Annotated in this window: 12 protein-coding genes; 7 read left to right on the top strand and 5 right to left on the bottom strand. The window is 71.0% G+C overall.

Annotation, left to right across the window (positions count from 1 at the left end):
- Nucleotides 1-302: 302 nt before the first annotated feature.
- Together ACGFR9_RS20915 and ACGFR9_RS20910 are read left to right on the top strand one after the other, a co-directional pair.
- Nucleotides 303-731 carry a plasmid mobilization protein gene (locus ACGFR9_RS20915; protein ID WP_372464504.1) on the top strand — a complete coding sequence of 143 codons (429 nt, stop codon included), beginning with the start codon at nucleotides 303-305 and terminating at the stop codon, nucleotides 729-731.
- Nucleotides 728-2,470 carry a relaxase/mobilization nuclease domain-containing protein gene (locus tag ACGFR9_RS20910; RefSeq protein ID WP_164271091.1) on the top strand — a complete coding sequence of 581 codons (1,743 nt, stop codon included), beginning with the start codon at nucleotides 728-730 and terminating at the stop codon, nucleotides 2,468-2,470. The genes ACGFR9_RS20915 and ACGFR9_RS20910 overlap by 4 nt, the downstream gene beginning before the upstream one ends.
- 14 nt (nucleotides 2,471-2,484) lie before the next feature.
- Here ACGFR9_RS20910 and ACGFR9_RS20905 read toward each other — a convergent pair whose 3' ends face one another.
- The 4 genes from ACGFR9_RS20905 to ACGFR9_RS20890 all read right to left on the bottom strand — a co-directional run bounded on the left by ACGFR9_RS20905 (nucleotide 2,485) and on the right by ACGFR9_RS20890 (nucleotide 5,841).
- On the bottom strand, nucleotides 2,485-3,231 hold the full coding sequence (locus tag ACGFR9_RS20905) for a class I SAM-dependent methyltransferase (RefSeq protein ID WP_311641828.1): 747 nt from the start codon (nucleotides 3,229-3,231) through the stop codon (nucleotides 2,485-2,487).
- A complete protein-coding gene (locus tag ACGFR9_RS20900) occupies nucleotides 3,228-4,541 on the bottom strand; it encodes an asparagine synthase-related protein (protein WP_224219992.1) in 1,314 nt (437 codons plus the stop codon). Before ACGFR9_RS20900 ends, ACGFR9_RS20905 begins: the two co-directional genes overlap by 4 nt.
- A gap of 786 nt (nucleotides 4,542-5,327) precedes the next feature.
- Nucleotides 5,328-5,477, bottom strand: coding sequence for a hypothetical protein (locus tag ACGFR9_RS20895; RefSeq protein ID WP_393210681.1), 150 nt, complete (start codon nucleotides 5,475-5,477; stop codon nucleotides 5,328-5,330).
- Nucleotides 5,470-5,841, bottom strand: a complete 372-nt coding sequence (locus tag ACGFR9_RS20890; RefSeq protein ID WP_224353295.1) for a hypothetical protein — start codon at nucleotides 5,839-5,841, stop codon at nucleotides 5,470-5,472. Before ACGFR9_RS20890 ends, ACGFR9_RS20895 begins: the two co-directional genes overlap by 8 nt.
- Nucleotides 5,842-6,008: 167 nt before the next feature.
- Here ACGFR9_RS20890 and ACGFR9_RS20885 point away from each other — a divergent pair, with 167 nt between their 5' ends.
- The 5 genes from ACGFR9_RS20885 to ACGFR9_RS20865 all read left to right on the top strand — a co-directional run bounded on the left by ACGFR9_RS20885 (nucleotide 6,009) and on the right by ACGFR9_RS20865 (nucleotide 12,136).
- Nucleotides 6,009-7,265, top strand: coding sequence for a helix-turn-helix transcriptional regulator (locus tag ACGFR9_RS20885; protein ID WP_115742899.1), 1,257 nt, complete (start codon nucleotides 6,009-6,011; stop codon nucleotides 7,263-7,265).
- Between the two features lie 14 nt (nucleotides 7,266-7,279).
- Entirely contained in the window at nucleotides 7,280-7,645 is a 366-nt protein-coding gene (locus ACGFR9_RS20880; protein WP_031043854.1) for a hypothetical protein, read from the top strand.
- Between the two features lie 715 nt (nucleotides 7,646-8,360).
- Nucleotides 8,361-10,088, top strand: a complete 1,728-nt coding sequence (locus tag ACGFR9_RS20875) for a SpoIIE family protein phosphatase (RefSeq protein ID WP_054103068.1) — start codon at nucleotides 8,361-8,363, stop codon at nucleotides 10,086-10,088.
- 394 nt (nucleotides 10,089-10,482) lie between these two features.
- Nucleotides 10,483-10,998 (top strand): DUF5994 family protein, encoded by a 516-nt coding sequence (locus ACGFR9_RS20870; protein ID WP_031043860.1) that lies wholly within the window; start codon nucleotides 10,483-10,485, stop codon nucleotides 10,996-10,998.
- Nucleotides 10,999-11,098: 100 nt separating this feature from the next.
- Nucleotides 11,099-12,136 carry a fatty acid desaturase family protein gene (locus ACGFR9_RS20865; protein WP_393210676.1) on the top strand — a complete coding sequence of 346 codons (1,038 nt, stop codon included), beginning with the start codon at nucleotides 11,099-11,101 and terminating at the stop codon, nucleotides 12,134-12,136.
- Here ACGFR9_RS20865 and ACGFR9_RS20860 read toward each other — a convergent pair.
- Entirely contained in the window at nucleotides 12,133-12,414 is a 282-nt protein-coding gene (locus ACGFR9_RS20860) for a hypothetical protein (protein ID WP_393210673.1), read from the bottom strand. The genes ACGFR9_RS20865 and ACGFR9_RS20860 overlap by 4 nt on opposite strands.

The following is a 12,414-nucleotide window of genomic DNA, read 5'->3' as shown; positions in this document are numbered from 1 at the left end:
GCCCACCCCACACGGTCCCGTAACGAGCCCGCCCGGTGTCAGCCGCGCACGGCCGCCGCTACGGGTTCTCATCGTGGAACACCCACCCAGAAAAGCGACCCATGCACCAACCACATCAGCACACTCCTGACGACGTGCGTCAGGGGGCCGCCATCTCAGCCTCCGACGGAGCAAGTTGGTGCAAGAGCATTGCTCCCGACGGGAGCAATGCTCTTGCGTCTCCCGCCCCGAGAGCGGCGGGCCCGGAAGCGACCGAGGACGGATCGCAAACCGGCGGGGAAGAGCTACACGCGAACCACAGCATCGACTGCGCGCGCACCTCTCCGTCACAGCCCCGCATACAGCAGCGCGAACGCCTGCGCGACGAGAACAAGCGCCTGCACCAGCCCAGCTGCCGCATGAACGACGCCGAGTACCAACTGCTCGCCCGAGCAGCCGCCACGTGCCACATGAGCATCGCCGGCTTCCTCGCCCGCGCCGCTCTCAACGCCGCCCACGACCTCGGCCGCACCGCCGAGGACATCGCGGGCGAGCGAGAGATGCTGCACGAGCTGTTCGCGCTGCGGCGCCACCTCGGGCAACTCGGCAACAACCTCAACCAGGTCGCCAAGGCGCTGAACTCCGGCGCCGACGCACCGCAGGCAGAGGCGGTCCTCGCCGCCGTCCAGCGCGCCGCCAGGCGCGTCGACGCCTTCACCCAGCACCACTTGGACAACAGGAGGGCCAGGTGATCCCCCGCATCCACGCAAGAGGCACGCGCACCATCGGCCTGCTCCACTACCTGTACGGGCCCGGCACGCACGAAGAACACACAGACCCGCACCTGGTGGGCGCCTGGGACAGCCTCGCCCCTGATCCCGGGCGCGACCTCGACGCCACGTACGGAGATCTCCAGCGGCTGCTCGACCAGCCGGTCAACGCCCTGCCGAAGAACCGACGGCCCGCCGAGCACGTGTGGCATCTGTCGCTACGCGCCGCTCCTGAGGACCCGGTCCTGTCGGACGAGCAGTGGGCCGAGATTGCGCGCCGAATGGTCGCCGCCACCGGCATCGCTCCCGACGGTGACGACGCCGCCTGCCGCTGGGCAGCGATTCGGCACGCCGACGACCACATTCACATCATCGCCACCGTCGTACGAGAGGACGGCCGGCAAGCCCGCATTCGCCGGGACGGCAAGCGTTCCCAAGCGGAAGCCCGCGTGATCGAGATCGACTACGGGTTGCGCCGCCTCGCCACCGGCGATGGCACCGCAGCCCGTCGTCCGACCAGCGCCGAACGGCACAAGGCCCAGCGGGAAGGCCGGGAGCGCACGGCGCGGGAGGAACTTCGTGAGTCCGTGCGCCGGGCAGTGGCGGGTGCTGCCTCGACGGACGAGTTCTTCGACCGCCTGGCCGCCGCCGGTCTGCTGATCCGCAAGCGTCTCGCGCCCTCCGGCGACCTCCTCGGGTACAAGGTCGCCCTCCCTGATGACCGGAACAAGGACGGCGAGCCGGTCTTCTACTCAGGCTCCAAGCTGGCGCCCGACCTGTCCCTGCCCCGTGTCCGCGAACGCTGGAGCCGGCCCTCGGAGACGCCCACCGCCATCGACGGTTCGTGGCCGGATCAGCCTGCACTGCCGCCCGTGACAGGCCCCGCGTTCGCGCGGCGGCGGGCCGCGGCTGCCACGTGGCAGGCCCTGCTGGTGATCGACCACGGCGACGACGGCACCGCAGCAGCCCAGATCGCCGCGACCGGAGAGGTCCTGGACGCGCTGGCCAAGACCTCCGCCGCCCACACCCGGGCTGAACTGCGCGAGGCAGCCTCCGCGTTCGAGCGCGCGAGCCGCTCCCACGTGAAGGCGGTACGCGGGCACGACCGGGGCCTGCGACAAGCCGCCCGTGATCTCGTCCACAGCGGGCCGGTCCTGGGCCGGGGCGAAGACGGCGCCTGCACGGCCATGCTCATCGACATGGCCTTCTTCGTCGTGACCGCCGCGGCAAAGTGGCACGCCAGGAAGCATCACACCCAGCAGGCCACAGCAGCCCAGCAAGCCGCCGAGCACCTCCGCGCCGCCTACCAGGCCGCCTCAGTCCAGCCCATGACCGCACTGAGCCAGCGAGGCCGGCGGCTGACTCAACGTGTTCGGCAACAGCAGGCGAACCTGCTCCACCAAGTGCTGCCGGAGCTGGCCGACCGGATCGAGGCTGAGGCCGGTTGGCCCGCCTTGGCCGCCACACTGGACGACGCCCGGAGGGCCGGCCATGACCCGGCCGCCCTGCTGACCGAAGCCACGGCACGGCGCGAACTACGCTCCGCCGGATCCATGAGCGACGTCCTCGTCTGGCGCCTGCGCCGCAGCGCTCACCTGCCCGCACTACCCGACGACCGCAACGCCACGGCCCTCCGAGCCAACCGGCACACCTCGCACTCGGCGCCCACCACGCAGTCGGCGCCCGGCCCGACAGGGAACGATCCCCGCCGTGGCCGCTGACGACCGTGTCCTGATCATCTGTACCGGGCCACGGTGTACGCGGTAGGCCCGTGCAAGGTGCCTGCTCCGATCTCGTCGCTGATCTGGAGGACGTCGAAGCCGGCGAGCGTCGCGTACAGCTCCAGCTCACGCGGCCCGAGAACACGCCGACGGATCACGTCCCGTGTCTCTTCACCTGAGTTGAACACCCAGTGCCGGCGCATGGTGTTCATCTGGGTCCGCAGGTCCCACTCGTAGGTGATGGTCACGTGGGCTGTGTCCGATCCGATCTCGACCTCTGCTTCCTGCGGCTCATCACGCTCGATCGGGGCTACGGAACTGCAGAGTACAAGGAGCGTCCCGGGACGGGCGTGCGCTGCGAAGGTCCGGAAGACCGCCTGGATGTCCTGGTTGTCGTGCACGTAGGAGAGGGAGTTTCCCAGGCAGGTCAGCACGTCAGCGGTGTGGTCGAGTCGGATGGTGCGCATGTCGCCGAGGCGGATGTCGAGGCCGGGCCGTGTGCGGCGGGCGTAGTCGACCAGGCCGGGCTGGAACTCGACACCGATGCAGTCGAAGTGGCGGGCCAGCAGCTCCAGCTCTCTCCCGGTTCCGCAGCCCAGATCCAGCAGAGTGCGGGCGTCCGGGCGGTGCCGATGGACGAGCGCCCGACAGCTGCTCGCGCTGGTGCTGTCGGACTGCACTCTGTCGTACAGGGCGGGGTCTCGGTAGAAGAGGTTGGAGGCTGCCAGGTGTCTGGGTTCGGCGATGTCCAGGCCGCTCATGCGAGGCTCCGCAGTCCGACTTCCAGGGCGAGTGTGTCGCACAGCAGGTCGGGCACCGCGGGAGTCCGCTCGGCGTGGTCGCGGGCCCGGCTGAGGGCGTCGGCATCAACGTAGCCGAGATCGATCAGCAGGGAATCGGTCAGCATCTCGTCCAGGAGAGGTAGCCCGTAAGTGCGCAGTCCCGACTCCATGACCGCGAGGAAGTTCTCCGGCTCGGTCGGAGCCGCAACGGACTCGGGCAGACCCGTCCGCCGAAGTCGGTCGCGGAACATCTTCTTGTCGCGTTTGTACTCGTACGGCAGTTGCTCCATGAAGCGGATCATCCGGGGGTGGACGAGCGGGGCCACCGGCCAGATACCGAGTCTCACGTACGCCGGGTTGTGCAGGCCGAATGCCATGAGCGTCGGCACAGGCAGGACCGGGATGGGAGCGAGGTTCTCGTTCACCTGGGCCAGCGCCGCGGTGGCCTTGTCGCCGAGCCATGGCACCGGCTCCATCGGCGGGAGTCCGGCTTCCGTACGCGAGTGGTGGGCGTTGACCTCGTCCCCGCCGCCACCTGTGAAGACCAGCTCGCAGCCGTGTGCGGCCACGTGCCCGCGCATGATGTCGAACGCTTCCTGGTAGAAGGCGCCTGCCGGATCGTGCGGCCGTCTGCGTTCCCTCACGCCTCCAGGCACGAAGGGCGGGTGCTGCATCGCCGGCACGGCGGTGTCGCGCAATCCCAGGTGGTCCACCAGGGAGCGGCGTCGGTCTCGCTGGAGCTGGCCGATGCGGCCGCCCATGAGTAGCCCGAAGGTGTGCACGGAGCCGAATCCGGCCGCTACGGCGGACAGTGCCACGTTGGCCGAGTCCGCTCCGCCTGACACCTCGACGCCGACGCGGCCGGCCGTCGATCGCCACTCGGCCACGGCCTCGGTGAGCAGTGCGTCGAACGCGGTCACGGGGTCCACTCCGCTACGGAGGCTGCGGGGTTCCAGGACGTGCTGGGCGGGCTCGGGGTAGAGGATGGAGAGCCCTGCCGGCGTGAAGACCGCGGTAGCGCGTTCGGTGAGTCGGTACACGCCGTCGAAGAGGGTGTCGGTGCTGTAGCGGTGTTGGCGGCTCAAGGTGCGGGCGACCGCTCGTGGATTGAGCTGGTCAGGTCGCAGGTGCGGCCGGAGGTCGACGATGTCCCACGCCCCGAAGATCTCGTCGCCGACAGCTGTGAGGTACAGCGGGACGGTACCCAGCATTCCCGCCGAGACCTGGATCTCGTCGGGCCGGACGAGCAGCGACGTGTAGTCGGCTTCACCGTCTCTGTCTTCTCGCACCAGCACACAGACGCTCGATCCGTCGCCTGGTATGAGGTCCGCGACCAGGACGGTTGCGTGAGCGGGCCGGATCCAGCTCTCCCCCTTGACCCAGCGGTCTGTGTCCCATCGCCAGCCGGCGTCCCGGGTGTCTGCCAGTCGCACACGAAACGAGAGCACTCCGCTCCCCTCCTCTACGGAGCGGCGGAGCAGGACGCCAGGCCCTGCTCCGCCGCGTTCACCGGCCGGTCAGCTGCAGTGGTCGCCGTTGTTGTCGCCACCACCGGGCATCTTGTCGAGCAGCGCCGCGTCCATGCTGGGGACGCCGGTGACCAGGTCTCCCGTGAAGAGCTCGTCGATGATCATGACTGTTCCTTCCTCCTGCGGAGTGGGTGGACGGGCACCGCGAGCTGCGGAACCCGGACCCGTCCCTGCCGCCGGCGTTCACGGCGAACTGGACGGGAGCTCGTCGGGTGGGGGCCCGCTCTGGCCGAGGGGAGAGAGCGGCTGAGCCCTTCCCCGGTGGGGACCGGGTCTTCCCGAGGGCTCGCTCGGCCAGAGCGGGAGTCCGTAGGTCCGGAGCGGACCGGTGGTCTCTCTCAGTCGGGGGCGAGGTGCCACAGAGCCCAGGCGACCGGGGTAGTGGAGACGATGATCAGGGCCGACAGCAGCCACTGCCGCCAGCCATAGGGGCGACCTCGCCTGTTGCGCCGCCGGCTCACCATCCCAGGGACACCGCCACCACGATCGATCCCCCGAGCACCATGACGCACGCGATGTACATGACCTGAGCCGTGACCTGGCCTTTCACTGCGCGCCCTGGTCCTTGCCACGCTGTTGCCCCACGGTCGGCGCGAGGCTAGGTCGGCCGACGAAGACGCGTCGTGCTCGTTCCTGGTCGGGCAGGGTGGCGCCGATCCGGCACACCGGCGGCTCGGCCGGGGTTTGGTCAGCCATCGTTCTGGTCCTTCCTCCGGGTCGCGCGGTAGACGTCGGCGAAGCGTCTGGTCAGTGAGCCGAGATCCCGCATGTACTGGTAGGCATGGAAGTGAGGGGACTGCTCCGTCGGCCGGCGCGTCAGGTCGAGGACCCGGTAGCCCTCCCGGAACAGCGCCTGGACGGCCGGGTTCTCGTCGAAGCCGAGCTCCTCGGCCATCAGCACTCTCAGGTGGCTGACCAGGCCTCGGGTCGTGGCGTCGATCACCGGGCGTTCGGGCATCATCAGGCGAATGGCCAGCGCGGTTTCCACGGTCTCGTCGACCGCCTCCAGGACGATCGACACTCCAGCCACCTCGAACGACGTGACGCTTCCTGCTGCCATTGCCCGCACCCCTTCTCCGGTCTCCACCGTTGTCGTGCCTGACAACGTCCAGAAAAGCGGCTCGTGTTGGCGCAGACCACGGCATCCGCGGGGCAGTCCTGAGACACTTCTGGGACAGCCCGGTGCCGTCGGGTTAGACGCGGGTTGGTGCGTGGAAAGGGGGCGGCATGGGGCTTGCTGAGCGGCGCAGGGCGCTGGGCTACAGTCAGGAAGAGCTCGCGCACGCCCTCGGCGTGGACCGACGGACCGTCGGCCGCTGGGAAGGCCGCTCCACCACGCCGCAGCCGCCGCTGAGACCACGGCTGGCCGAGCTGCTCCACCTCGACCTTGACGAACTCGACGCCTTGGTGGGACAGCCACGAGCAGCCCACCCGGAGTCGGCAGGGCCGCCGCCTCGCGACCACCACGGCTCAGGGGACCTCGACGACATGATCCGACGCCAGTTCCTGCGCGCCATCACCGTCACCAGTGCCCTGGTGGCCCTGCCCCCCGACGAGGGCGCAGCCCTCGCGGAGGGCGCGCTGCGCGGGATGTCCGACGACTTCCTGCGCATGAACGGACACCTGTGGCAGGTCTACCAACTCGCCCGCGCCAAGCGTTCCGTCTACCCGGTCGTCCGCGACCAGCTCACCGCCCTGAACGAGACCCTCGACGGGCGGCCCGAGGTCGAAGCACAGGCCCTGTGCGGCGCGGCCGGCGACCTCTTCCAGCTCGCAGGAGAACTGGCCTTCGACGGCAACCGCTACACCGACGCCGCCGCCTCCTACACGCTCGCCGCCTCTGCCAGCCAGGAGGCGAAGTCCTACGACCTGTGGGCGTGTGCCCTCGTCCGCCACGCCTACGTCGATCTGTACGAACGCCGGTACGCCGACGCGGTCGGCACGCTGTCGGCCGCCGAGAAGGTGGCAAGGCGCGGGGACGGTTCCCTGTCCACCCGCTACTGGGTCGCTGCCGTCCAAGCCGAGGCGTACGCCGGCCTCGGCGACCTCTCCGCCTGCGAACGCGCCTTGGACGAGGCGGAGAAGGTGACCGGCCTGAGCGGGGCGGCCCACAACGGTGGCTGGCTGCGTTTCGACGGCTCCCGCCTCGCAGAAGAGCGTGGCGCGCGCTACCTCCAGCTTGGACGCCTCGACCTCGCTGAGAAGGCACTCAGCAGCGCGCTCAGCCAGGACATCCTCGCTTCCGGCCAGTCCTTCCGCCGACGCGGTGCGGTACTGACCGACCTCGCGGCCATCGGCGCCCGGCGCCAGGACCCCGACCAAGTACTCGCCTACGGCGGGGAGGCGCTGCGACTCGCCCACACGACCTCCTCGGGTTACGTCGCCCATAAACTTCAGGGGCTACGAACCGACCTCGGCCCGCTCTCCCGCGACGCTCGTGTGGCGGAGCTGGGCGCCGAGATCGACGCACTGTGCACGACGTGACGAGAGGGGAAGGCATGTCGCAGTCCGAGGGCGCCCGACTGTTCCGCGAGGCTTGGATCACCGGAGTGCGCAAGCACTTCCCCGGCGAGCCGAAGCCCGGCTACGTCACCCCCTGGGACGAGACCCCCGAGTGGGAGCGCCAGGCCGCCGGTGCCGTCCACGACCAAGTGCGCCAGTTCCTCGACCTCAGCGACCGCCACGCCTCCCGCCTCACCCGCGAGCAGAAGAGCCGCTTTGTCGCCACCTGCTGGACCGCGCAGATGTACAAGCACTTCGAGAACCCGAAGCCGGGCTATGTCGCCGACTGGCCCGACCTGCCCGACTGGCAGAAAGAGACCGACGCGGACATCTTCGAGGCGATCGAGGACGCTCTGAAGTAGTCGCACGGGGCTGCCATTCAAGTCGGCCTGCGCAACCGCCGGGCTTCCTATGGCGTCGATCGGCCCTCCCTTCGCGGCTCGTTTCCGACCGCCGCGTCACGGTTCAGCTCCTGTGGGACCGGCGCGGCGAGGGGGCCGGACAGCGGGCGGATCCTGTTGAGCATGCGCGCGGCTCCGAACTGTTCGCCGGGGTCTCCGGTTGTCCCTTTTCGGGACGGGCGTCATGTCCCGACTCGGGACAAACCTCTTGTCCCGACTCGGGACGGGCTTCCTCCCTCACGACCGCCGAGGCTTTGACTGTCACCATCGCGGCCGGCCCGACAGCCGCCGCAACACCGTCGTAGCCGTGAACAGTGTGCTCGCCGTCCTGACGGTCAGCGACGACGCCTTCATCGAGCAGCATCCCGGAGATCCTGTCACCTGCTGGCCTCGCCGTCCTCGTCACGGGCCTGGCCGCGTCCGTGCCCGGGCGGAGCTGCGCTCCCCGCGGTCCGGGGCGAGGACGGCGCGGGGTACGGCTCGCCGGAGACGAGCGGACCAACCGCCCGGGAGACCCGGCGTCTGGCCAGACGGCGGGATGACGACTGCCCCTGGTCCGGACATACCTGGCTGGCCCGTGGGCCGTGCCCGCGCGGTGTGCGCCGTCTGCCCCGGTGCCGTGCGAGCAGGGCCGCGTCGGAGCACCATCGACGGGAAGACAGCCTCTGGAGGGTCCGTGCGCGATGCGGTGGGTGATGACGTGGGGGCGTGGCCGGTGGGCGAGCCGGGTTTCTGGCGGCGGGTCGTCGAGCGGCTGGGCACGGCGGTGCTGGTGCTGGACACAGCCGGAAGCGTGATCGTCGCGAACCCGGCGGCCGAGCGGCTGCTGGGCCGCACCACCGGGGCGATGCGGGGAGCCGACGCACACGATCTGCTGCACCGGGACGCGGACGGCAACAAGGTGCCGCGAGACCGGTGCCCCCTGCTCCACGCGCTGGCCGAGGGGCAGGGGGCGCGAGGGGAGGGCGGCACATACCTGCGCGGTGACGGTCGTCTGCTGGCTGTCTCCTGGTCCGCATCCCCCTTGACGGAGGACGGCTCCGTGCAAGGCATGGCACTGCTGTTCACGGACGCCACGGGGGACCGCCGCGTCCACCGGGAGCGAACGGCGCGCACGCGCGCCCTGGAGGACCTCAACGAGCGGCTGTCCCTGGTCGCGGAGATCACGGACGTCCTGGGGCAGACTCTGGAGACCGACGAGGCGCTGGCCCGCCTGGTGCGGCTGCTCGTGCCCCGTCTGGCCGACTGGGCCGCGGTGGACCTGCGGACCGGTTCCGGCGAGGTCCACCGGGTGGCGGTGACCGGTCCGGAGGGACGGGACGCCGGATTCCAGGGCCGGAGCGTACTCGGCGCGGAGGGGGCCGGTGAGGGGGAGGACTCGCCGCTGGGCCGTGCGCTGACCGGGGGCGAATCCGTGCTCCAGGAGCGGGTGGCTGCCCTCACCCCGGCCGCCGGACACCCTCCTCTGGCCGCTCTCCACCATGGCTTTCTGACGGCGGTGGGCGCCAGCTCCGCCGTTACGGTGCCCCTCGGCGCCCGGGACCGGATCACCGGGGCGCTGACGGTGGTGCGCACCGACCCGGCGCACCCCTTCGACGAAGACGACCTGGCCGCAGTGGGCGACGTCGGCCGCCGGGTCGGCGTGCTCATCGACAACACCCGCCGCTACGGCCGTCAGCGCGCCGTCGCCGAGGCCATGCAGCGCAACCTGCTCGTCCCGCTGCCCCGGCCGGGCCACCTCCGGCTGGCCGCCCGCTACCAGCCCGCACCCGCGGGCTCCCAGGTCGGCGGGGACTGGTACGACGCCTTCATCCTGAAGGACGGCGCGCTCGCCCTGGTCATCGGTGACGTCGTGGGCCACGACCTGACCGCGGCGGCCGGTATGGCCCAACTGCACGGCATTCTGCGTTCGCTGGCCTGGGATCACACGGGACCGCCCGGCGCCGTCGTCGACCGCCTCGACGCCGCCATGCCGGTCATCACCACCGTCCCGCTGGCCACCCTGATCCTCGCCCGCGTCGAGGGCGACCCGGACACGGGACCGTGGACGCTCCGCTGGACCAGCGCGGGGCACCCGCCCCCGCTGCTCCTCTCCCCGGACGGCACCGCATGCTTTCTGGAAGCCGGCCAGGGGCTGCTCCTCGGCACCGGATCCGTCGGCGACGCGGACCGACCGGACGCCACGCATCCCCTGAAGCCCGGCTCCACCCTGCTGCTGTACACGGACGGGCTCGTCGAGACACCGGGCAGCGACCTCGACACGGGCCTGGACCGGCTGCTCCGGCACGCCCTCACTCTCGTCCACGAACCGCTGGACAGGCTGTGCGGAAAGGTGCTCGCCCACCTGCCGCCCGGCAGCACCGACGACGTGGCCCTGCTCGCCCTGCGCGTACCGCCGCCATGAGACGTGGTGGCCGTCGGACCGGGCCGGTGCCGCGGAGGCGCCCACCATCTCCCACACCACTGATGACCTGCTGTCACGCCGCCTTTACTCGCCGAGGAGTAGTCTGAGGAGACCGAGGGCATCAGGCACGCCGGTGGCGGACCGGCTCCACCCCGGTATCCACCGGCGTTCGTCACGCGGAAGGGTCTCCCCCCTTCACCCCGCATACGCCCGCCGACTCCCTTCCCGCGAACTCGCGGCGGTCGTCGGCGCTTTCCTCCGGCAAGAGCGGCCAGGCACGACCTCCAGCACCCGGATCCACCGGCCACGTCCGGCGCTGCCCGACAGCCCGCGGACCGTCGGCCGCCGTGCCCTGCCGAACCGGCCGGCACCCAACTCGTCAGAGAGATCCCACGTGATCGCCACAGTCCCCACCGCACCGTCCACCCTGTCCCCGCCCCTGCCCCTCGTCCGCCTGCGTCTCGCGCCGCACGGCGCGCTGCCGCGCCGGATCGACGGAGTGTGGTGGCCGTACTCCCGCGATCTTCTGACACAGCTCCCGAAGATGCTCGCCGCGCTGCCGAGAGCGTGGGGCGACATCACCGGCGTCACCGTGGACGCCGCGGCCTGGTCGGCGGCACCGGGGCGCATGTTCGTCGCCAACCAGGTCGTCCGCCTGCACAAGGCCCCCGCCTCTCCGCACGCCCCGGACCGGGTCGTCCTGCTCTCCCCCGGGCTCGGCCGTTGGGACCTGCAGGTGATCCCGCCGGACGCGACGGAGGAAGCAGCCGCTCTCCTTACGACGGCCGCCTTGGACGACCGGCGGCCCGGCGCCGAGGGAGAAGCCCGGCCCCCGGCCCCGACGGCGGCGGCAGGTCCGCGCGGCCGTGTGGGACCCACCGGGCGGGGAACCCGGGCACCTCGATGGTAGGAGCCGCCGCGGGCACGTCCATGTACGCACCTGCTCCCCGCGCCCTACTCGCCCTGGGGCCGCCCCGAGTCATCCGCCCGCTTCTGAGAGAGACGTCCTCATGACCATGGCCACCACCGCCACGCGCCCCGACACTCCCGGCAGCGACTTCGCCCGGTTGTCGAAGAAGATCGCGGACGCCGGACTGCTGGGGCGTCGCCCCGGCTACTACACGTTACGCATCACCGCCGTGACCGGGCTCTACGCCGCCGGATGGGCCGCGTTCGTCCTCGTCGGCGCCTCCTGGTGGACACTGGCGATCGCCGCGTTCCTGGCCGTGATGTACGGGCAAGTCGCCCTGGTCGCCCATGACATGGCCCACCGGCAGGTGTTCCGCCGCCGCCGGGCCAGCGAGTTGTCCGGACGGATCGCCGGCGCGTCGATCGGCATGAGCTACGGCTGGTGGCAGGACAAGCACACCCGTCACCACGCCAACCCCAACACCGAGAACCTCGACCCCGACATCGGACCCGACCTGCTCGTCTGGTCCCCGGACCAGGCCCGCGCCGCCACCGGACTGCCCCGCCTGCTCGGCCGCTGGCAGGCGTTCCTCTTCTTTCCCCTGCTCACGCTGGAGGGCTTCAACCTGCACGTGGCGAGCGGCAGGGCCATGGCCAACCGCCGGCTCAAACGCCGGGCGGTCGACGGCGCTCTGCTCCTGGGGCACTGCGCCGTCTACCTGGCCGCCCTGTTCTGGGTCCTGCCGCCCGGGATGGCGATCGCCTTCCTCGCTGTCCACCAGTGCCTGTTCGGCGTCTACCTCGGTTCGGCCTTCGCGCCCAACCACAAGGGGATGCCGATCCTGACGGCCGACGACCGCCCCGACTTCCTCCGCCGCCAGGTGCTGACCTCACGCAACGTCAACGGCGGCCGGTTCACCGACCTGGCGCTCGGCGGCCTGAACCACCAGATCGAGCACCACCTGTTCCCGAGCATGCCCAGCCCCAACCTGCGCAAGGCCCGCGCCATCGTCCGGCGGTACTGCCGGGACCTGGGCGTCGACTATGCGGAAACGGGCCTGGTCGCCTCCTACCGGTTGGCACTCACCAGCCTCCACGACGCCGGCGCCCCGCTCCGACGGACCCGCGTCCCCACTTAGCGGGGCGAGACGCCGCCGTGGGTACGGCGGCGTCCAGGACGCAGCCGTCCGCGTCCGCCGTACCGGGAGCCCCGGCGCTCGCCGGCGTCGTTCGCGACCGGGGACCGTCGGCGTACCGCCGGCCCTTCGTCGGTCTTCCGGTCTGGTGCGACGACACCGCTGCGGCCGTAGTGGAAGGCGGCACTTCTGCCCCCGCGCTGGGAGTTCAGGCGGTGGATGAGGAACGCGCCTGCCGCGATCACCGCCAGCAGCACGAACACCGTCACGAGGATGTCCAT

It is taken from the genome of Streptomyces sp. NPDC048584 (genome assembly GCF_043199595.1).
Classification (GTDB): Bacteria; Actinomycetota; Actinomycetes; order Streptomycetales; family Streptomycetaceae; genus Streptomyces; species Streptomyces edwardsiae.
This window is presented reverse-complemented; position numbering and strand designations above follow the sequence as displayed.